A 21,370-nucleotide genomic window follows, 5' to 3' on the forward strand; every position below is an offset into this window, starting at 1 on the left:
GGCCTAGAAGTCCGCGTCCCATTCCACCTTCATCTCGCCAGCACCCAGGTCGACGGCCAACACGCATTGCTCGGTATAGGGCAACAGGCGTTCGCGATCATCCAGACTGCCCGCGCAGGGCTTTACCACCATTACATCATTCGAGCCGGTTTCAAGAAGATGATCGATTTTCCCGAGCAGTTGCCCGAGTTGGTCGATGACCTTCAGACCTACGAGCTGGTACCAGTAGTACTCGCCGTCGGTCAGATCAGGGAACAGGTTACGCGGCACGCAGATCTCATAACCGGACAGAAGACGAGCTTCCTCGCGATCATCGAGACCCTTGAGCTTTGTGACCAGGAACTTGCCTTGCAAGCGTCCGCTGACCAGCTCTGCCTGTTTTACGCTCCCTTCGCGCCGAAGCGTCCAGTTCGTGTAGTCCAACAGGTTTCCAATTGGATCGGTAAAGGAATACACCTTCACTTCGCCGCGAACGCCATGTATTGAGAAGATTTTGCCGATAACGATCAAATCGTCGGCAGAGGCTGGCGTCGCGTTCATATTGCTCAGGCCGCAGCCTTAGCGTTTTCCTTGAGCAGCTGTGCAACGCGCTCGGAAGTTTGTGCACCAACGCTCAGCCAGTAGTTGAGGCGCTCTTGGTTCACGGACAGACGGATTTCCTGACCACGGGCAACCGGGTTGAAGAAACCGATTTGCTCTTTGTGCGAACCGTCACGCGCATTGCGGCTGTCGGTTACGGTCAGGTGGTAGAACGGGCGCTTTTTAGAGCCGCCCAGGGCAAGACGAATAGTTAGCATTGAACATCGTTCCTGTAGTCGGTGCTGCAAATCTAAGATGCACAGCGGGCATGGGTGCCCGAAAGGCCGCATATTCTAAGGAATATCCAGACTTTTGCAAATGACTTTTTCCGGCGCCTATCGGCATGCCATCCAGATCTGCTATGGAGCCGTCGATTAAAACGGCAGATAAAAGCCCGCCAGAGCGGGCCTGCCGGGGATTGCGCCCCGGATGAAAGGCACGCAGACGAATCTGCGCACCGGTCAATTACATTTTTGGCATGCCGCCGCCAGGCATCATTCCGCCCAGGCCGCGCATCATTTTGGCCATTCCGCCCTTGGCGGAGAACTTCTTCATCATCTTCTGCATCTGCTTGTGCTGCTTGATCAGACGCCCGATGTCCTGCACCTGGGTGCCGGAACCCATGGCGATACGACGCTTGCGCGAACCGCTGATCAGGTCCGGGTCACGACGTTCGGCCGGGGTCATCGAGTTGATGATGGCTTCCATCTGCTTGAATTGCTTCTCGGCCGCGCCCTGGGCATTGCCCATCTGCGCCAGGTTCACACCGCCCATGTTCGGCAGCTTGTCCATCAGGCCGCCGAGGCCGCCCATGTTCTTCATTTGTTGCAGCTGGTCGCGGAAGTCTTCGAGATCGAAGCCTTTGCCTTTCTTCAGCTTCTTCGCCAGCTTGTCGGCTTTCTCTTTATCGAGGCCTTGTTCGGCCTGCTCGATAAGGCTGAGCACGTCGCCCATGCCAAGGATGCGCGAGGCGATCCGATCCGGGTGGAAAGGCTCGAGAGCGTCGCTCTTCTCGCCCATACCGATGAACTTGATCGGCTTGCCGGTAATCGCCCGCACCGACAGCGCCGCACCACCACGGGCATCACCGTCGACCTTGGTCAGGATCACGCCGGTCAGGGGCAGCGCGTCACCAAAGGCCTTGGCCGTGTTGGCGGCGTCCTGGCCGGTCATGGCGTCGACCACGAACAGCGTCTCGGCCGGCTTGACCGCGGCGTGCAGGGCCTGGATCTCGCCCATCATCTCGGCGTCGATGTGCAGACGACCGGCGGTGTCGAGGATCACCACGTCGATGAATTTGAGTCTGGCTTCTTTAATAGCCGCGTTGGCGATATCCACCGGCTTCTGGCTGATATCGGACGGGAAGAAGGTCACGCCGATGTCGCTGGCCAGGGTTTCCAGCTGCTTGATCGCCGCCGGACGGTAAACGTCGGCCGAGACCACCATGACGGTTTTCTTCTTGCGCTCTTTAAGGAAGCGCGCCAGCTTGCCGGCAGTCGTGGTTTTACCCGCGCCCTGCAGACCGGCCATGAGGATCACGGCAGGCGGAGTCACGTTGAGGGTCAGTTCTTCGTTAGCCACCCCCATCATTTCTTCCAGCTCGGCCTGGACGATCTTTACGAAGGCCTGGCCCGGCGTCAGGCTGCGCGACACCTCGGTGCCCACCGCACGGTCCTTGACCTTGTTGACGAAGTCCTTGACCACCGGCAGGGCGACGTCGGCCTCCAGCAGCGCCATCCGCACTTCACGCAGGGTGTCTTTGATGTTGTCTTCGGTCAGCTTGGCCTTGCCGGTGACATGGCGCAGCGTCTGCGAGAGACGGTCAGTTAGATTTTCAAACATGCGCGATCCTTTCAGGTTCTCGAAGAACCCCGGTTGATGCGGCCCGGCCCGTGAAAAATGGCGCTCGGCGAGCCTGCGGCTTGAGCAGGTCGCGGATTATAGCGAAGACTCTGCGCGGCGGACACCATCGGTCTTTCGTGCAGCGTCGGTTCTATGCCAAACTCAGCGCCTTTCGGGCCCGTCCATCAGGATCTATGTTCCCTCTACCACCCAGTCTGCTCCCCAGCATCGCCGCCGCTATCCTTTATGCCGCTGCGACTATTTACCAGGGCATGCGCCTGCGTCAGGCCATCAAGGTCGACAAACGCCTGCTGGGCCTGCTCGGCACGCTCGCGGTCATTGCCCACGCCATCGGTCTGTTCACCCAACTCGTGCGCCCTATCGGCATGGGCCTGGATTTTTTCAGCGCTTCGAGCCTGATCGCCCTTGCGGTGATCGCGGTGACCCTGATCGCCTGCCTGCGCATCCCGGTGGAAAACCTTTTGGTGCTGCTGTTTCCCCTGGGCTTCCTCACCGTCCTGTTTTCCCAGTTCGCGCCGACCGGCACCGTGCAGACTATCGTCGAAGAGCCCGGCATCCTCAGCCATATCCTGCTGTCGATCCTCGCCTACGGCATGTTCACCATTGCGGTGTTCCAGGCCCTGTTGTTGCTGGTGCAGGATCACCGTCTAAAGCACAAGCATCCGGCCGGCCTGATCAAGAACTTCCCGCCACTGCAGACCATGGAAAGCCTGCTGTTCGGCTTTCTCTGGGCCGGCTGGATCCTGCTGTCGCTGTCGCTGATTTCCGGCTGGTTGTTCGTCGAGAACCTGTTTGCCCAGCATCTGGTGCACAAAACCCTGCTGGCCTGCCTGGCCTGGATCGTGTTCAGCGTGCTGTTGTGGGGCCGTACCCGCCTGGGCTGGCGCGGACACAAGGCCATTCGCTGGACCCTGGGCGGCTTTCTCCTGCTGATGCTGGCCTATTTCGGCAGCAAGCTGGTACGCGAATTCATCCTGCACATCTGACGGGCGTTGATTATGGATAACCTGCCCATTGGTCCACTGCTGGGAGTGCTGGCCCTGCTGACACTCTGGTCGGGGCTGCTGACCGCCGTCGAGATCGCCCACTATCGGCTCAAATTTCGGCAAAACCCCGGCCGCTCCGCAGCAGCTGTACTGCCACAACCGGCGTTCGAGCTGAACAGCCTGATACTGGGCAACACCCTGATCAAAGTGCTGATCACCGTGATCATCACGCTGCTGGCACTCAATCAGTGGTTCTACCACGGTGCCACCGTGGCCTGGCTCGGTACGACCGCCCTGCTGCTGATCTTCGTCGAACTGATCCCGCGCCGCCTGGCTGCGCGCTACCCGGCAGGCGTCGTCCTGCTCGGCAATGGCGTGCTGCGCCTGCCAATGAAGCTGCTGTGGCCGCTGACCTGGCTGTTCAACTGTATCGCTCGCAGCCTGTTGCGCCCGTTCCTGCCGCGCGAGGCCGCCCCGGGCACGCCGCAGGATGAAGACGAGCCGACACCCAAGTCCCACCACGATGGCGTCATGGACCACCACCCCGGTCGCGCCCACGTTCTGTCCGGCATCCATGCCCTGGACACCTTCACCGTCAATGACATCCTGGTGCCGCGCAACGACGTCGACGGGGTCAACCTGGACGACAGCATCGAGCAGATCACCGACCGCCTGATGATCTCCCGTCATACGCGCCTGCCGGTCTATCACAACGACATCAACCAGGTGCAGGGCGTGCTCAATACCCGGCAGATCAGCCATCTGCTACCCAAGCGCGAACTGACCAAGGAAACCTTGCTGGCCGCCTGCTACGAACCCTATTTCGTCCCGGAAAGCACGCCGCTGCAATTGCAGCTGCTGAATTTCCACAAGCAGCAGCGCCGCCTGGGCGTGGTGGTGGATGAATACGGTGAAGTGCAGGGCATCGTCAGCCTGGAAGACATCCTCGAAGAGATCGTCGGCGAATTCGAAAGCGAGCATTCCCTGGATAACCCGCACATCCACCCTCAAGCCGATGGCCGCCTGGTGGTGGATGGCGCCGCATCGATCCGCGAGCTGAACAAGAGCCTGGGCTGGCACCTGCCGTCCGATGGCCCCAAGACCCTCAACGGCCTGATTACCGAAGCCCTGGAAACCATCCCGGACAGTTCGGTGTGCCTGAAGATCGGCCCGTATCGCCTGGAAATCCTGCAAACCGAAGACAATCGGGTGACGCGGGTGATGATGTGGCAGAAATCCATGGTCCGTCCCGTCAATTGACGGGCATTGGGCACTTGTTCTGAGCGTTGCGCCCTTCCTATAATCGCCGACAGCTTACCCAGCCCCGCCGATCCGCGTGCTACCCGCACTGAGCGTGATACGGCCAGTCACCAGCCAATCGTTTCCTGGCGTCCGCTCACACCCTGAGCGCGAACCAACGCCCTCGGCCCTCATCCGGGCCAACCTGATCGCGCTGTAACCAGAATAATTAACCATTGCCGCAGTGACCCGTCTCTCGACGAGCGCTGACAGGCAAGACGACTGTCAGGGATATCCGCATGACCACCACCTCCGCCTTGGGTGAGCACAGCGAGCAGGCCGCTCCGGCCAACTCCGCCGCTCGCGTCGCCACCGCCAGTTTTATCGGCACCGCCATCGAGTTCTACGACTTCTACGTCTACGCCACCGCCGCCGCACTGGTGATCGGGCCGGTGTTCTTTCCGCAGACCTCCAGCACCGCACAGATGCTGTCGGCTTTTCTTACCTTCGGTATCGCCTTCCTCGCTCGCCCGCTGGGTTCGGCGCTGTTCGGCCACTTCGGTGACCGCATCGGCCGCAAATCGACCCTGGTGGCCTCGCTGTTGCTGATGGGTATCTGCACCACACTGATCGGCGTGTTGCCGGGCTATGCGGTGATTGGCTCATGGGCCCCGATCCTGCTCTGTGTGCTTCGCTTCGGCCAGGGCCTGGGACTGGGCGGTGAATGGGGAGGTGCCGCGCTGCTGGCGACGGAAAACGCGCCCAAGGGCAAGCGCGCCTGGTTCGGCATGTTCCCGCAACTGGGCCCGTCCATCGGCTTCCTGGCGGCCAACGGTCTGTTCCTGACCCTGGCAATGACCCTGACAGACGAGCAGTTCCGCAGCTGGGGCTGGCGCATTCCGTTCCTGCTCAGCGCCTTGCTGGTAGTGATCGGTCTGTATGTTCGCCTGAAGCTGGAAGAGACGCCGGTTTTCGCCAAGGCCATCGCCCGTCACGAACGCCTGAAAATGCCCATTGCCGAACTGTTCTCGCAATACTGGGCGCCGATGTTGCTGGGCGCGGCATCGATGGTGGTGTGCTACGCACTGTTCTACATCTCGACGGTGTTTTCCCTGAGCTACGGGGTCAAGAGCCTGGGCTACAGCCGCGAGACCTTCCTCGCCATGCTCTGCTTCGCCGTACTGTTCATGGCCGCCGCCACGCCGCTGTCAGCCTGGGCCAGCGACCGCTTCGGGCGCAAACCGGTGCTGATCATCGGTGGCGTGCTGGCGATTCTCTCCGGTTTCCTCATGGAACCACTGCTGACCCACGGCACCACCTGGGCGGTGACGCTGTTCCTGAGCATTGAGCTGTTCCTGATGGGCGTGACCTTCGCCCCGATGGGCGCCCTGCTGCCTGAATTGTTCCCAACCCGCGTGCGCTACACCGGCGCCTCGGCGGCCTACAACATCGGCGGCATAGTCGGCGCCTCGGTGGCACCGTTCTTCGCCCAGCAACTGGTGGAAATGGGTGGCTTGAGCTGGGTCGGCGGCTATGTCTCGGCGGCCGCGCTGATCAGCCTGATCGCCGTGTTGTGCCTGAAAGAAACCCGCCATACCGATCTGGATACGATTGCCTGATCGTAAAATATCTGCAGCGGGACCGGTTAAAACCGGTCCCAGCGGCGCGATCACCCGCCGCGACACACGCCCTCCCCAGTTACAGCCACTCTGTGAAATGCAATATTTGATCAAGCAAGCACGCAGAAGCGACACCCGGACGCCCATCGGGTGGCACCTGTGTCCAGCGACATCACAGCTAAACTCAGCGTGACGAATAAACCATGCCACGCACTCTTGCACTCCCCATGGGTCAAGCCATTCCCCATGACCATGTCCGTTGTATCTGTGCGCTGATCCAATCAACAGCAACCGAACAGCAGCCGACACATCCACATGATCAATACACTGGGCATCATGCAACCCTACTTCTTTCCTTATTTAGGTTATTTCCAGTTGATTGCCTCGGTAGAACGGGGAGTGATCTTCGATACCGCGCAATACAGCCGCAAAAGCTGGATGAACCGTAACCGGATCCTTGATGGCAAGGGCGGCTGGCAATATATAAATGTGCCAGTGAGTACGACCCTCGGCACCTCGATTCAAGAGACGATAGTGATTGACCACCGCGCCGCGCAACAGCGCATCCTCGGCCAACTGGAACTGTACCGGGGCAAGGCGCCGTTCTACCGACAGGTTGTCGAACTGGTAAAAGGCGCATTTGGCGCGGTCACGAACAACAGCGTCAGCGATCTGAATACTCAGTCGCTGAAAGTTGCTTGTGGCTATCTGAACCTGGGCTTCGACTGGGTCCATCATTCAGCCATGAACCTGCAACTACCGCCCATCGAGCATCCCGGACAATGGGCATTGGAAATCAGCAGCCAGCTGGAAGCCAGTCGCTATATCAATGCACCGGGAGGCCGGGAGATTTTTGTTGCCAGCGAGTGGCAGGAACGCGGAATCGAGCTGCGTTTTCTCGACCTGTCGACCTTTATTTATGCCACTGGCCCGTTCCCGTTCATCGAGAATCTTTCAATCCTTGATGTGTTGATGTGGAACGAACCGGGCGAAGTCGCCGCCTATATTCGTCAGCAAACCCGGCTGGCCTGCTGATCGCAGGTTGCGACCTTCTTCAAGCGAGGAGCAGCCCGCCCGACATTGCATCAAGACAATGACGGGCTGGCTGAAACGTGTTCCTTACAGCTGAACCTTGACCGAACGCGAAGCGCGAGTGGCTTTGGCACGAGCGGTTTCCACCGACTCATCACGCGCCAGAGCAACGCCCATGCGGCGCTGACCATTGACTTCCGGCTTGCCGAACAGGCGCAGAGCGGTGTCCGGTTCGCTCAGAGCCTGTTCGAGGTTGGCGAACGCGGTCTGGGTCGATTTGCCTTCGACCAGGATCACCGCCGAAGCCGACGGGCCGAACTGACGGATCAACGGGATCGGCAGGCCGAGGATGGCGCGGGCGTGCAGGGCAAACTGTGAAAGGTCCTGGGAAATCAGGGTCACCAGGCCGGTATCGTGAGGGCGCGGCGAGACTTCGCTGAACCACACTTGATCGCCCTTGATGAACAGCTCCACGCCGAACAGGCCGCGACCACCCAGGGCCTCGGTGACTGCCTTGGCAACGCGCTCGGACTCGGCCAGGGCCACCGGGCTCATGGCCTGTGGCTGCCACGACTCCTGATAGTCGCCCTTCTCCTGACGATGGCCGACCGGCGCGCAGAAAGTGGTGCCGCCAATATGACGCACGGTCAGCAGGGTGATTTCGTAGTCGAAATCGATAAAGCCCTCAATGATCACCCGGCCCTTGCCGGCACGACCGCCTTCCTGCGCGTAATCCCAGGCCGTCTGGATATCAGCGGTGCTTTTCAGCAGGCTCTGGCCCTTGCCCGAGGAACTCATCACTGGCTTGACCACGCACGGGAAGCCCAGGTCTTCCACGGCCTTGCGATAGTCTTCGAAGGTATCGGCGAAATGGTAAGGCGAGGTCGGCAGGTCCAGCTCTTCAGCGGCCAGGCGACGGATGCCTTCACGGTTCATGGTCAGCTGTGCGGCACGGGCAGTCGGGATCACGGTGAAGCCTTCGGACTCCAGCTCGACCAGGGTCGCGGTGGCGATGGCTTCGATTTCCGGCACGATGAAGTGCGGCTTCTCGGCTTCGATCACGGCACGCAGGGCGTCGCCGTCGAGCATGTTGATCACATGGCTGCGATGGGCAACCTGCATGGCTGGCGCATTGGCATAACGGTCGACAGCGATCACTTCCACGCCCAGGCGTTGCAGTTCGATCACCACTTCCTTGCCCAGCTCGCCGCAGCCGCAGAGCAAAACACGGGTCGCGGTAGGCGACAGTGGAGTTCCGATTTGAGTCATCTCAGGTCCTCGTGGAGCAGATATCGAGGGCAGCCCGCCAGTACGCGAGCGACCGCTGTGGAGAAAGGCGCGCAATTTACCACGAAGCCCCCACGATTTGGACCTTGGGGCGGATGAGCTGCGGACTGCACAACGTTATCGCGCCGCAAACACAGACCTGTAGGAGCTGCCGAAGGCTGCGAATGGATCGACCTGATACACCGCTATCGCAGCCTTCGGCAGCTCCTACAAAAATCTCACTACAGTTGAGATGTTGGCACCTTATCCGACGGGCGCCACCGTCCACAGCACGCCACTGGCCTTGGCCCGCTCATGACAAAGCACGAGCACTGCACGCCGCTCGTCGCTGCTCATGCGTCCCCAGCCGCTAATTTCCGCGACGCTGCGCTGGCAGCCGATGCAGATATCGTCGGTATCCAGGGCACAAATGCTCACGCAGGGCGAGCGAACCGGTTTTTCCGTCGTCATCATTCGTCCTGGGGCGCCAGGTCCCGCGCATAGCGCTGGGCATTGTGGACATAGTGGGCAGCGCTGGCCTCAAGCATTTTCTTCTGGATGTCGGTCAGTTCGCGTACAACCTTGCCGGGCGAGCCCATGACCAGGGAACCGTCGGGAATCACCTTGCCCTCGCCGATCAGCGAATTGGCGCCGATGATGCAGTACTTGCCGATCTTTGCGCCGTTGAGAATCACCGCGTTGATGCCGATCAGGCTGTAATCGTTGACGCTGCAACCGTGCAGCATGGCGTTATGGCCAATGGTCACGCCCTTGCCGATGTCCAGAGGCGAGCCCATGTCCGTGTGCATCACGGTGCCATCCTGCACATTACTGTTCTCGCCGATATGAATCAGTTCGTTGTCGCCGCGCAATACCGCGTTGAACCAGACACTGGCACCGGCTTCCAGCTTGACCTTGCCGATCAGCGTGGCGTTGGGCGCCACCCAGCTTTGCGGGTCGGTTTCGACGCAGGCATCACCCAGTCGGTATTTCATACGGTTGTCCTCAGGCAGGCCATGCTCGAACGGCTGGCGCTTTTTATAGGGTAATCGAGTGTGCGGGCGGCTGATGCAGGCTGATCTTGCTGTCATAGAGCACATTGATCAGCTCGACGATCATGATCGCGGTCAGGCCCCAGATCTTGTACTCGCCAAAGCGATAACTGGGCACATACCAGCTACGGCCCTGGTAATCGATGCGATGGGTATGTTCGCGCACGTCCTGGCGAAAGAATGACAGCGGCACACTGAACACCGCAGCGATTTCGCCGTCGTTGGGCCGGTATTCGACGAAATCCGGAATCACCCCGACATAAGGCGTGACCTTGATCCCATGCTTGGAGATCAGCGGGCTCAGCGGGCCGATGATTTCGACCAGCCCTGGCGGCAGGCCAATCTCTTCTTCCGCTTCGCGCAGTGCGGTGAAGACCAGGTCAGGGTCTTCGGGGTCGCGGCGGCCACCGGGAAACGCCACTTCGCCGCCATGGGTCGACAAACCGCTGGCGCGCAGGGTCAGGATCAGCTCGGGGTCGTCACTGCGGGTAATGGGCACCAACACCGCAGCCTCGGGAAAACGTCGATCCGTCTCCAGAGTACTCGGCGTATGACTGCTTACTCGTCGAAGTAGCTCGTCCAGCATGGGAAATCTCGATTTGTTGCCTACCCCGCATCATGCACCAAAGCGAGCCAGCGCCCAAGTCCTTGTAGGACAACTTGCCGAGTCGTGACAGGACACGCCAAGATAGCAGCTGACCAAGGACAAGAAAGCCACCATGAAATTTTGCAGCCAGTGCGGCCATACCGTCATACAGCGCATTCCCGAGGGCGACAGCCGCTTGCGCTATGTCTGTGAACAGTGTCAGACCATTCACTACCAGAACCCGAATATCGTCGCCGGCAGCCTGCCGACCTGGGGCCGTCAAGTGCTGCTGTGTCGCCGTGCCATCGAGCCGCGCCTGGGCTACTGGACCCTGCCCGCCGGCTTCATGGAGAACGGCGAGACCATGGAACAGGCCGCACGCCGGGAAACATTAGAAGAAGCCTGCGCCAACCTGAAAGACCTGCAGCTTTATATGCTGGTGGACGTCCCGCACATCAGCCAGGTTCATGTGTTCTACCGCGCCGAACTGGCCAGCCTGGATTTCGCCGCCGGTCCCGAGAGTATGGAAGTACGGCTGTTCGACGAAGCCGACATTCCCTGGTCCGAGCTTGCTTTCATGACGGTGCACAAAACCCTGGAATGCTTCTTCGCTGACCGCAAGCTTGAGGTATATCCTGTGCGCACCGACGCGCTACCACCTTCACGGCCCATTTAACTTACCGGGCAAAGCGCCGATATATCGATTTTACAGCTGTTTTTTGGGGATACCTTTTCGATGCGCTGGTTGCTCGCCCTCTTCTGCTTTTCATTTATTCCGCTGTCTCAGGCCGCCTTCACCCAGACAATCGTGCCCAAGGGCAGCGAGCAGGCATTCATCGGCAACAAGGTGATCAACACCGAGAACATTGCCGACCGCAAGATCGAGAAAGTGCTGATCCTCAAGTCCGCCCATCAGCTGCAATTGATCAGCGGCGGCGAAGCCCTGAAAACCTATCGTATTTCCCTGGGCAAACAGCCCAAGGGCGCCAAGCTGCAGGAAGGCGACCAGCGTACGCCGGAAGGTTTCTACTGGCTCGACTGGCGCAAGCCCAGCAACAACTTCAACCTGTCGATGCACATTTCCTACCCCAACGTCAGCGACTCGGCCCGTGCCCGCCGCGAAGGTGTCAAGCCGGGCAGCATGATCATGATTCACGGCACGCCGATCGATGAGGAATATCCGGAGTGGTATTTCCATACCCTGGACTGGACCAACGGCTGCATCGCGATGAAAAACACCGATATGCGCGAAGTCTGGGATCTGGTGAAGGACGGCACGATGATTGAGATCAGGCCTTAGGGATTGGATGAGGTTCGACGCGAATAATGTGGGAGCGCATTTGGTGGGAGCGAACTCATTCGCGAAAGCGGTGTTACAGGCGACATAGTATGCGCTGAATGTACCGGCCTCTTCGCGAATGAATTCGCTCCTACAGAACGCCCATAATTCATGACAGATCAGAAGTTTTCCAGCCGCCAAACCTCGTAAGCCGGGGTTTCGTAGGGATGGCTCTGCTTGAGCGCCATCACCACCGACTGAATCAGCTCGTCAGCCACGACCAGCTCGACCTTCCACTCGTCCACCCGCTCAACCTCGCCAGCCTGCCCGATAAACGGCGTTGCACCGTCCAGCGGGCGAAACTGGCCCTGGCCGAGCACCTGCCAGGCGCAGCGGTCATAGTCGCCGATCCGCCCTGCTCCAGCGGCGAATACGGCGTCCTTGACCTGCTCCACATGACTCGGTGGCACGAAGAAAGCGAGCTTGTACATCGGCTGCCTAGTTCACCCACACCCGAGCGTTACGGAACATGCGCATCCACGCCGCATCTTCGCTCCACTCATCCGGACGCCAGGAGTTCTGCACGGCACGGAAGACCCGCTCAGGGTGCGGCATCATGATGGTGACGCGACCGTCGCGGCTGGTCAGACCGGCAATGCCACGCGGCGAACCGTTCGGGTTGGCCGGGTAGGCTTCGGTGACCTTGCCGTGGTTGTCGACGAAACGTACGGCAATGGTGCCGGACACGTCGGCCTGCAGCAGAGACTCGTCATTGGCGAACTCGGCATGGCCTTCACCGTGGGCGATGGCGATCGGCATACGCGAACCGGCCATGCCTTGCAGGAAGATCGATGGCGACTCTTGAACCTGAACCATGGCCACGCGCGCTTCGAACTGCTCGGAGCGGTTACGCACAAAGTGCGGCCACAACTCTGTACCCGGGATCAGCTCGTGCAGGTTGGACAACATCTGGCAACCGTTGCACACGCCGAGGGTGAAGCTGTCGGTACGCTCGAAGAAGCCTTGGAAGGCGTCACGGGCACGGGCATTGAACAGGGCCGACTTGGCCCAGCCTTCACCGGCGCCGAGCACGTCACCGTAGGAGAAGCCACCGCAGGCAACCAGGCCCTTGAACTCGTTCAGGTCAACGCGACCGGCGAGGATATCGCTCATGTGCACGTCGATGGCATTGAAACCGGCGCGATCGAAGGCCGCAGCCATTTCCACCTGACCATTGACGCCCTGCTCGCGCAGCACCGCCACTTGCGGACGCACACCCTTGCGGATGTACGGCGCAGCGATATCGTCGTTGACGTCGAAACCGAGCTTGGCGCTCAGGCCCGGATTGTCTTCTTCCAGCAACGTGTCGAATTCCTGATCCGCACACTCGGCGTTATCGCGCAGGCGCTGGATCTGGTAGCTGGTTTCTGCCCATTGGCGTTGCAGCAGACGGCGCTGGCCGGTGAAGACCGCCTCGCCATTGAAGCTGATGGCGACTTCGTCGTTGTTCACCGGCTGACCGATGACCGCAACGCAATCTTCCAGACCGGCCGCGCTGAACTGCGACAGCACTTCGGCCGTGGCGTCCTGACGAACCTGAATGACCGCGCCCAGCTCTTCGTTGAACAGGATCGCGGACAGCTCGGCGCAGGTTTGCGCCAGGCCATCGAGGTGCAGGTTCAGGCCGCAGTGACCGGCGAAGGCCATTTCCAGCACGGAGACCATCAGGCCGCCATCGGAACGGTCGTGGTAGGCCAGCAGATGACCGTCGGCGTTGAGGCCCTGGATCACGGCGAAGAACGCCTTGAGATCTTCGGCATCATCGACATCCGGCGCGACGCGGCCGAGCTTGCCGTGGGTCTGGGCAAGAATCGAAGCGCCCATGCGGTTCTGGCCCCGGCCCAGATCGATCAGGATCAGATCGGTCTCGCCCTTGTCCATGCGCAGTTGCGGGGTCAGGGTCTTGCGGATATCAGTGACCGGAGCGAAACCGGTGACGATCAGCGACAGCGGCGAAGTTACGCTCTTCTCGGCGCCCTCGTCGCTCCAGCGGGTCTTCATGGACATGGAGTCCTTGCCCACGGGAATGGTGATGCCCAGCTCAGGGCACAGCTCCATGCCGACGGCTTTCACGGTGTCGTACAGACGTGCGTCTTCACCAGGGTGACCGGCAGCGGACATCCAGTTGGCGGACAGCTTGATATCGGAAATCTTGCCAATGCGCGAGGCCGCGATATTGGTCAGGGTCTCGCCGATCGCCATACGCCCGGACGCCGGAGCGTCGAGCAGGGCCAGCGGCGTGCGCTCACCCATAGCCATGGCTTCGCCGGTGTAGACGTCGAAACTGGTGGCGGTCACGGCGCAGTCAGCCACCGGCACCTGCCACGGGCCGACCATCTGGTCACGGGCCACGAGGCCGGTAATGGTACGGTCGCCGATGGTGATCAGGAAACTCTTGCTGGCCACGGCCGGGTGATGCAGCACGCGCTGCACGGAGTCTTCCAGCGCGTGGGCGCTTGGGTCGAAGTCATCGCCCAGCTCTTGCTCGCGGACCGCTGAACGGTGCATGCGTGGCGCCTTGCCCAGCAACACTTCCAGCGGCATGTCCACCGGGCTGTTGCCGAAGTGGCTGTCGGTCACGGTCAGTTGCGGCTCGGCCGTAGCCTCGCCCACTACCGCGAACGGGCAGCGCTCGCGCTCACAGATGGCCTTGAAGCGCTCGAAGTCTGCCGCGCCGACCGCCAGGACATAACGCTCCTGGGATTCGTTGCTCCAGATTTCCAGCGGTGCCATGCCCGGCTCGTCGTTGGGCACGTTACGCAGTTCGAAGCGACCGCCACGGCCGCCGTCGTTGACCAGCTCAGGGAAGGCATTGGACAGGCCGCCCGCGCCGACGTCATGGATGAAGCTGATCGGGTTCTTGTCACCCAGCTGCCAGCAACGGTCGATGACTTCCTGGCAACGGCGTTCCATCTCGGGGTTTTCCCGTTGTACGGAAGCGAAGTCCAGGTCCGCCGAACTGGTGCCGGTGGCCATGGAGGAAGCTGCGCCGCCACCCAGGCCGATCAACATGGCCGGGCCACCCAGTACGATCAGCTTGGAGCCGACCAGGATCTCGCCCTTCTGCACGTGCTCTTCGCGGATGTTGCCCATACCGCCAGCGAGCATGATCGGCTTGTGATAGCCGCGCACTTCATCACCGTGAGGGGTGCTGATGGACTGCTCGAAGGTACGGAAATAGCCGGTCAGGGCCGGACGACCGAATTCGTTGTTGAACGCGGCGCCACCCAGTGGGCCTTCGATCATGATGTCCAGGGGCGTGACGATGCGCTCGGGCTTGCCGTAAGGCACTTCCCAAGGCTGTTCGAAACCGGGGATGTTCAGGTTGGAAACGGTGAAACCGGTCAGGCCGGCTTTCGGCTTGGCGCCACGACCGGTTGCGCCTTCGTCGCGGATCTCGCCACCGGAACCGGTGGAAGCGCCCGGGAACGGAGCAATTGCGGTCGGGTGGTTGTGCGTCTCGACCTTCATCAGGATATGCACCGGCTCCTGCACCGCGCCGTACTGGCGGGTCTCAGGATTCGGGAAGAAACGTCCGGCAACACTGCCGACGATCACCGATGCGTTGTCCTTGTAAGCCGACAAAACGCCTTCGCTGTGCATGACGTAGGTGTTCTTGATCATGCCGAACAGGCTTTTTTCCTGACTCTCGCCGTCGATATCCCAACTGGCGTTGAAGATCTTGTGACGGCAATGTTCGGAGTTGGCCTGGGCAAACATCATCAGCTCGATGTCATGGGGGTTGCGCCCCAGGCCATTGAAGCTGGTGACCAGATAATCGATTTCGTCTTCGGCCAGGGCCAGGCCCAGCTCGACGTTGGCTTTTTCCAGCGCGGCGCGACCGCCACCGAGAATGTCCACCGCCGTCAGGGGCTTGGGCTCGGCATGGCTGAACAGCCCTTCGGCCTGATCCAGGGACGCCAGCACCAGCTGGGTCATGCGGTCGTGCAGACCGTCGGCAATCAGCTGGGCCTCGGCTTCGCTGAATTGACCTTCTACATAGAAGGCAATGCCGCGTTCCAGGCGCTGAATCTTGCTCAGGCCGCAGTTACGGGCAATATCGCTGGCCTTGCTCGACCACGGCGAAATCGTGCCGAAACGCGGCAGTACCAGGAACAGGCGACCGCGCGGCTCTTGAACCGGCACACTCGGGCCGTATTTCAGGAGGCGGGCAAGCACCTGCTGGTCTTCGCCGGTCAGGACGCCGCAGACGTCAGCGAAGTGGGCGAATTCAGCGTACAAGCCACTGACAGCCGAAACTTTTTGTTTCAGTTGTTCAAGTAATTTGCTGTGGCGGAAGGCGGAAAGGGCAGGAGCACCGCGCAGGATCAACATCTTCGGGACAGCCTCGGGAAGGGGGTGTGCTTTGAGGCCGTGCATTCTAGCCTAAACCGACCCTTTCGGCACCCGAAACGGCTGAATCCGAGCCAGGCGGTTATCGCTCGTACCTGTCCGGCATCTGAACGGCAATTCTCTAGCAGACGCGAGCCTCGCTGTCGAGATATGGCGACGGGTGTCCTTTGCGTATACTGCACCGATGTTTTCCCGATCAGATTTCCGCCCTCGTTGCGCCAAATGGCTCATCGCCACCGGACTCTTCCTGATGCTCAGCGCCTGTGTGGATAAACCCAACACACTGGAGCGAGTAAAGGAGGACGGCGTACTGCGCGTGATCACCCGCAACAGCCCGGCCACCTATTTCGAAGATCGCAACGGTGAAACCGGTTTCGAGTACGAACTGGTCAAGCGTTTCGCCGAAAATCTCGGCGTGGAACTGAAGATCGAAACCGCTGACAACCTCGACGACCTGTTCGACCAGATGCACAAGCCCGGCGGCCCGGTCCTCGCGGCGGCCGGCCTGATCGACACGGAGAAACGCAAACAGCAGGTGCGTTTCTCCCATCCTTATCTGGAAGTCACCCCGCAGATCATCTATCGCAACGGCCAGTCCCGCCCGACTGACGCTGGCGATCTGGTGGGCAAGCGCATCGTGGTGCTCAAAGGCAGCAGCCACGCTGAACAGCTCGCGGCGTTGAAAGCGAAGAATCCGGCCATCGAATATGAAGAGTCCGACGCGGTGGAAGTGGTCGACCTGTTGCGCATGGTCGACGAAGGGCAGATCGACCTGACCCTGGTCGACTCCAACGAGCTGGCGATGAACCAAGTCTACTTCCCCAACGTGCGCGTCGCCTTCGACCTCGGTGAAGCGCGCAACCAGCGCTGGGCCGTGGCCCTGGGTGAAGACAACAGCCTGCTCAACGAGATCAATGCCTACCTCGACAAAGTGCAGAAGAACGGCATGCTGCAACAGCTCAAGGACCGTTACTACGGCCATGTCGATGTTCTGGGCTATGTCGGCGCCTACACCTTCGCCCAGCACTTGCAGGAACGCCTGCCCAAATACCAGAAGAACTTCCAGGCCTCGGCCAAACAGTCCCAGGTGGACTGGCGATTGCTTGCGGCCATTGGCTATCAGGAATCGCTGTGGCAGCCCGACGTCACGTCAAAAACCGGCGTGCGTGGCCTGATGATGCTGACTCAGAACACCGCCCAGGCCATGGGCGTGGCTAACCGCCTGGATGCCAAACAAAGCATTCAGGGTGGGGCCAAGTACTTTGCCTACATAAAGGAACAACTGGACGACAAGATAGAAGAGCCGGATCGTACGTGGCTCGCTCTCGCTTCCTACAACATCGGTAGCGGTCATCTCGACGATGCACGTAAATTGGCGGAAAACGAGGGCCTGAATCCAAATAAATGGCTCGACGTTAAAAAAATGCTGCCCCGCCTGTCGCAGAAACAGTGGTATCGCAAGACTCGCTACGGCTACGCCCGTGGCGGCGAACCGGTGAGCTTCGTGGCCAACATTCGCCGCTACTACGACATCCTCACCTGGGTAACCCAGCCGCAACTGGAAGGCAGCCAGGTCGCCGATGGCAACCTGCATGTACCGGGGGTGGACAAGAAGCCGCCGGAGCAGGCGCCGAAGTTGTAAGTCAGCTGATTCGTTGGAGCGAGACTTTAAATTGATGCCAGCCGACCTTAAACCTTCGCCCGACGCATCCTGAAAAACTCACTCAACATCGCCCCGCACTCCTCCCCCAGTACCCCGCCCTCATACAGCACCCGATGATTGAGAAAGCCCTGGGCAAAGAACTGCCCCTGACTCTGCACAATCCCGGCCTTGGGCTCCAGGGCGCCATACACCACGCGCATGATCCGCGAATGGACGATCAAGCCGGCGCACATGCTGCACGGTTCCAGGGTCACATAAAGAGTGGTGCCCGGCAGGCGATAGTTGCTCAGTGCCTGGGCGGCGTCACGAATGGCGACCATCTCGGCATGGGCGCTCGGGTCATTGCCACTGATCGGCCGGTTGAAGCCGCGGCCAATAATGACTCCGTCCTGCACCACCACGGCGCCCACTGGCACCTCGCCCAATAGCGCGCCCTCGGCGGCCAGGGCCAATGCCTCACGCATGAAATGCTGGTCGTTGCTACGATCAATGATCGGTGGCTGCCTCATCAGGACACCTCGATAGCGGCCATAAGCCCGGTTTCCATATGATCGATCACATGGCAGTGGAACATCCACACGCCGGGATTATCCGCTACCAGCGCCACGCGGGCACGCTCGTTGCGCCCCAATAGAAAGGTATCGGTGAAATACGGAATGATCGGCCGCCGATTCGACGCCAGCACCTTGAAGCTCATGCCATGCAAATGGATCGGGTGCTGATACTGGGTCATGTTCTTCAGCTCGAAGATATAGCTCTTGCCCTTGACCAGTTTGGCGATGGGTCGGTCGGCGCAGGTCTTGTCGGTGATGTCCCAGGCTTGGCCATTGATCTGCCACAGGCTCGGCGGCTTACCGTTCTCCACATTGACCGACACCGCCCCCGCCCACTCGATGTTGAAGTTGAGCTTTTCGGCGTTCTCCATATCCGGCTCGGCAATCGGATTGGCGGGCAACGCGGGCGGCCAATCACCCGGCGCATCGCTATTGGCCACCGAACGGAACGTGCCCAGGCGCACCGGGCCATTACGCAGCGACAACTCCTTACCCGCAAGCGGCGCCTTGATCGCCAGGCAAATACGCATACCCGGCCCGAGCCAGTAATCCTCACCCAGCGGACGCGGCGCCACCGGATTGCCATCCAGCGCATAGATCTGCGCCTCGGCACCCGGCAAGTTCAGGCGATAAGTCACGGTGTTGTCGAGGTTGAGAATACGCACACGGGTGATTTGCCCCGCAGGCAGGTCGATCACCGCCTGAGGCACGCCATTGAGGGTCGACAGCCGCCCCGCCGTGCCCTCGCGCGCCGCTTCGCGGGTCACGCTGAACTCGGTAAAGGCGCCGACTTCATCGACATGCCAGCTTTTCAGACTCACGGTGCGTTCATGGCGGAAGCCCGTGGGCTGGCGTTCCTCGACAATCAAGGGCCCGACCAGGCCACGCCCCAGCTCTTCGCTGCTGCTGACATGGGGGTGATACCAATAGCTGCCTGCATCAGGCACCAGGAACTTGTAGTCGAAATACTCGCCCGGCTTGACCGGCAACTGCGAGACATAAGGCACGCCGTCCATCTCCAGCGGCAAACGGATGCCATGCCAGTGAATGGTGGTCTCCACCGGCAGCTGATTGATAAAGCGCACGCGCAACCACTCGCCCTGACGCACCCGTAGCTCGGTGCCTGGCGCCGAACCGCCAAAGGCCCAGGCCGGGGTCTGATGGCCGGTGACCAGCTCCACATCCAGCGGCGCGGCGATTAACTCGAAGTCATGCCCTTTCCCGGGACCGCTGCGCCCCAGCCAATAGCGCGAAAAACCATCGGCGCCGAGCCCCACCACGGCAAGCCCGGCCAGACCTCCGAGAATTTGTCGACGGGTAAAGGACATAAACGCGCGCACCTGTAAAACGAGAAAGAGACGCACCTGAGAGTCGATGCGAGGGGCGAATAGGATACAGGTGCGCTTGTGAAAAATTAAGGGAACGCAAGGTCGCAGCTCCGTGGAATAGCGACGCCCCCCCGTTATCACGCCTTCAGCGCGCAAGAATCATCGCGAAGTAACCGAACACCGTCAGCAGAATCCCGGAGACCGCATAGGCCACCGGAAAGCCGATCCAGGGCACTGTGCTATCGATCTCCTTGGCCGCCTCACGCGCCGGGCCAGAATGGCTTCGCGCCCCTGCCACCCCCCCCATGAGAATTGCCGGGTTGATCTTGAACACATGAAAGCCCACCGCCCAGACGATAAACGGCGGAATCGTGCAGGCGACAAAACCCAGGACAAAGATCTTCAGGGCAATGATCGCGCTGATCTGTGAAACCAGATTCGCCCCCGCATTCACTCCGACAATCGCGACAAAGAAAATCAGCCCCATGTCTTCAAGAATGTTGCGTGCAGCATTCGGTGTATTGCCGAAGAAGCGCACCCGCGAGACCAGCGACGAGACGATAATCCCCGACACCAGCAAGCCACCGGCATTGCCCAGTCCTACTGCCGCGCCAAATGCCGGGACTTGAATCAGACCGATCAACAGCCCCAACACCATACCCAGCGATAGCGTGAGCAGATCGGTCGCAGTGCTCGGCCGCGCCACTTTGCCGAGCAATGCCGTGGCCTTGTCGATGGCGCTGCGCAGGCCGACCAGATGCATCACATCCAGACGTTGCAGGCGCGTCTCCAGACCAACAGGGATAGGCGCACCACCGCGTTCGATGCCGACCAACTGCACTTGCCCGGCAATCGGCGACTGGCTGAATTCCTTGAGCGCCTTGCCGATGGCGTCGTGATGGGTGACCAGAATCACCGCCTCATCCAGCGGTATATTCAGCGCACGGGCATCCGGCACTTCCGGCCCGATCAGGCCCATGTGGTCCGTCAGCGCGTCCAAGCTGCCGCCCAAGGCAATCACATCGCCCTGTTGCAACACCAGGGCCGGGTCGGCACCGAGCAACTGATCGCCCCGCTCGACATTCTCGATCTGGTACTGCGCAAACCGCTCGCGAAATTGCGCGATGCTCTGCCCGACCAGCTCTGCATTCATCAGTCGATACGCCCGCAGATCAAAGGGCCGATAACCGCTAAGCCCGGCATCATCGACGTTCGGCACACCGTGCTCGATCTCATACTCCTTAGCCGCCTTGCGCGCATCGACGCCCCACCAGCGCGGCAGATATTTGCAGATCAGAATGATGCCGACCGTGCCCCAGATATAGGTGATGCCATAGGACAGCGCGATCATCGCCGTCGCCGCCGCAGCGGTGGTGCCCGGTGGCAACGGCACTACGCCGGAGGTAATGGCCTGTTCGGCTGAACCGATGGCCGCCGACATGGTTTGCGAACCGGCAAGAATGCCGCCCGCCGCGCCCACCGGCAGCGATAACAGGCGTACACCCAGAACCACGATGCCAAGCCCGAGGAACGACGACAGAATCGCCAGGAAGGTGAACTTCAGCCCGTCGCCCTTGAGACTGTTAATAAAGGAAGGACCGACCCGCAGCCCGACGCCGTACATGAACAGGTAATAAAACAGGCTCTTGGTGAAGTTATCGAGCGCGAAATGCACGCCGTAATACGACGCCCAAGTCGCAATAGCGCAGCCGATAACGATAGCTCCCGCCACCGCGCCCAGGCCATAGCCCTTGATGGTGCCGCGCCCGACCCAGACGGACAGGCCGACCACAAGGAATAGAAGAATGTAGGGGTTGTCATGCAGAAAAGTAAAAAAGGCCGTCACGATGATTCGTACCCCGCGATGAAACGCTGAAGGCACCGGACCTCAAGGCCCGGTGTGTGGGCAAT

General features: G+C 60.6%; 19 protein-coding genes. 7 read left to right on the forward strand and 12 right to left on the reverse strand.

Annotated features, from left to right (window positions below; all coding sequences use genetic code 11):
- Positions 1 to 3 precede the first annotated feature (3 nt).
- The 3 genes from rimM to ffh form a co-directional block, all read right to left on the reverse strand.
- Positions 4 to 540 carry a ribosome maturation factor RimM gene (gene rimM, locus AC1Z24_RS24965; protein WP_259105839.1) on the reverse strand — a complete coding sequence of 179 codons (537 nt, stop codon included), beginning with the start codon at positions 538 to 540 and terminating at the stop codon, positions 4 to 6.
- A gap of 5 nt (positions 541 to 545) precedes the next feature.
- Positions 546 to 797 carry a 30S ribosomal protein S16 gene (rpsP, locus tag AC1Z24_RS24970; protein WP_259105840.1) on the reverse strand — a complete coding sequence of 84 codons (252 nt, stop codon included), beginning with the start codon at positions 795 to 797 and terminating at the stop codon, positions 546 to 548.
- 247 nt (positions 798 to 1,044) lie between these two features.
- Entirely contained in the window at positions 1,045 to 2,421 is a 1,377-nt protein-coding gene (ffh, locus tag AC1Z24_RS24975; RefSeq protein ID WP_259105841.1) for a signal recognition particle protein, read from the reverse strand.
- A 194-nt stretch (positions 2,422 to 2,615) separates the two neighbouring features.
- Here ffh and AC1Z24_RS24980 point away from each other — a divergent pair, with 194 nt between their 5' ends.
- From AC1Z24_RS24980 to AC1Z24_RS24995, 4 genes are all read left to right on the forward strand, one after another.
- Positions 2,616 to 3,428 (forward strand): cytochrome C assembly family protein, encoded by an 813-nt coding sequence (locus tag AC1Z24_RS24980; RefSeq protein ID WP_483743115.1) that lies wholly within the window; start codon positions 2,616 to 2,618, stop codon positions 3,426 to 3,428.
- Positions 3,429 to 3,440: 12 nt separating this feature from the next.
- Positions 3,441 to 4,688: an HlyC/CorC family transporter gene (locus AC1Z24_RS24985; protein ID WP_483743116.1), complete on the forward strand. Its 1,248-nt coding sequence runs from the start codon at positions 3,441 to 3,443 to the stop codon at positions 4,686 to 4,688.
- Between the two features lie 278 nt (positions 4,689 to 4,966).
- Positions 4,967 to 6,286 (forward strand): MFS transporter, encoded by a 1,320-nt coding sequence (locus tag AC1Z24_RS24990; RefSeq protein ID WP_483743117.1) that lies wholly within the window; start codon positions 4,967 to 4,969, stop codon positions 6,284 to 6,286.
- A 315-nt stretch (positions 6,287 to 6,601) separates the two neighbouring features.
- The gene (locus tag AC1Z24_RS24995; RefSeq protein ID WP_483743118.1) at positions 6,602 to 7,321 is read left to right on the forward strand and encodes a WbqC family protein; all 720 of its coding nucleotides are present in this window, start codon (positions 6,602 to 6,604) and stop codon (positions 7,319 to 7,321) included.
- 84 nt (positions 7,322 to 7,405) lie between these two features.
- On the opposite strand, the gene purT is transcribed toward AC1Z24_RS24995, so the two are convergent.
- The 4 genes from purT to AC1Z24_RS25015 form a co-directional block, all read right to left on the reverse strand.
- Positions 7,406 to 8,587, reverse strand: coding sequence for a formate-dependent phosphoribosylglycinamide formyltransferase (gene purT, locus AC1Z24_RS25000; protein WP_483743119.1), 1,182 nt, complete (start codon positions 8,585 to 8,587; stop codon positions 7,406 to 7,408).
- Between the two features lie 261 nt (positions 8,588 to 8,848).
- Entirely contained in the window at positions 8,849 to 9,058 is a 210-nt protein-coding gene (locus AC1Z24_RS25005) for a DUF1289 domain-containing protein (protein WP_483743120.1), read from the reverse strand.
- Positions 9,055 to 9,579 (reverse strand): gamma carbonic anhydrase family protein, encoded by a 525-nt coding sequence (locus AC1Z24_RS25010; protein ID WP_483743121.1) that lies wholly within the window; start codon positions 9,577 to 9,579, stop codon positions 9,055 to 9,057. The genes AC1Z24_RS25005 and AC1Z24_RS25010 overlap by 4 nt, the downstream gene beginning before the upstream one ends.
- A gap of 43 nt (positions 9,580 to 9,622) precedes the next feature.
- Entirely contained in the window at positions 9,623 to 10,222 is a 600-nt protein-coding gene (locus AC1Z24_RS25015) for a CoA pyrophosphatase (RefSeq protein WP_259105851.1), read from the reverse strand.
- Positions 10,223 to 10,355: 133 nt separating this feature from the next.
- Between AC1Z24_RS25015 and AC1Z24_RS25020 the strand changes: the two genes are divergently transcribed.
- On the forward strand, positions 10,356 to 10,898 hold the full coding sequence (locus AC1Z24_RS25020; protein ID WP_483743122.1) for an NUDIX hydrolase: 543 nt from the start codon (positions 10,356 to 10,358) through the stop codon (positions 10,896 to 10,898).
- A gap of 60 nt (positions 10,899 to 10,958) precedes the next feature.
- Positions 10,959 to 11,522, forward strand: a complete 564-nt coding sequence (locus AC1Z24_RS25025) for a L,D-transpeptidase family protein (RefSeq protein WP_483743123.1) — start codon at positions 10,959 to 10,961, stop codon at positions 11,520 to 11,522.
- Positions 11,523 to 11,680: 158 nt separating this feature from the next.
- Here the strand turns inward: AC1Z24_RS25025 and AC1Z24_RS25030 are convergent, their stop codons facing one another.
- Positions 11,681 to 11,992, reverse strand: a complete 312-nt coding sequence (locus AC1Z24_RS25030; protein WP_483743124.1) for an NGG1p interacting factor NIF3 — start codon at positions 11,990 to 11,992, stop codon at positions 11,681 to 11,683.
- A gap of 7 nt (positions 11,993 to 11,999) precedes the next feature.
- Positions 12,000 to 15,896 carry a phosphoribosylformylglycinamidine synthase gene (gene purL, locus AC1Z24_RS25035; RefSeq protein ID WP_483743125.1) on the reverse strand — a complete coding sequence of 1,299 codons (3,897 nt, stop codon included), beginning with the start codon at positions 15,894 to 15,896 and terminating at the stop codon, positions 12,000 to 12,002.
- 202 nt (positions 15,897 to 16,098) lie between these two features.
- Here purL and mltF point away from each other — a divergent pair, with 202 nt between their 5' ends.
- Positions 16,099 to 17,556 (forward strand): membrane-bound lytic murein transglycosylase MltF, encoded by a 1,458-nt coding sequence (mltF, locus tag AC1Z24_RS25040; protein WP_483743126.1) that lies wholly within the window; start codon positions 16,099 to 16,101, stop codon positions 17,554 to 17,556.
- A 47-nt stretch (positions 17,557 to 17,603) separates the two neighbouring features.
- Here the strand turns inward: mltF and tadA are convergent, their stop codons facing one another.
- From tadA to AC1Z24_RS25055, 3 genes are all read right to left on the reverse strand, one after another.
- Entirely contained in the window at positions 17,604 to 18,086 is a 483-nt protein-coding gene (tadA, locus tag AC1Z24_RS25045) for a tRNA adenosine(34) deaminase TadA (RefSeq protein ID WP_483743127.1), read from the reverse strand.
- Positions 18,086 to 19,459: a multicopper oxidase family protein gene (locus AC1Z24_RS25050; protein WP_483743128.1), complete on the reverse strand. Its 1,374-nt coding sequence runs from the start codon at positions 19,457 to 19,459 to the stop codon at positions 18,086 to 18,088. The genes tadA and AC1Z24_RS25050 overlap by 1 nt, the downstream gene beginning before the upstream one ends.
- Positions 19,460 to 19,604: 145 nt before the next feature.
- Positions 19,605 to 21,305 carry an aspartate:alanine exchanger family transporter gene (locus tag AC1Z24_RS25055; protein WP_483743129.1) on the reverse strand — a complete coding sequence of 567 codons (1,701 nt, stop codon included), beginning with the start codon at positions 21,303 to 21,305 and terminating at the stop codon, positions 19,605 to 19,607.
- Positions 21,306 to 21,370 lie beyond the last annotated feature (65 nt).

It is taken from the genome of Pseudomonas sp. JL23, from assembly GCF_056933585.1.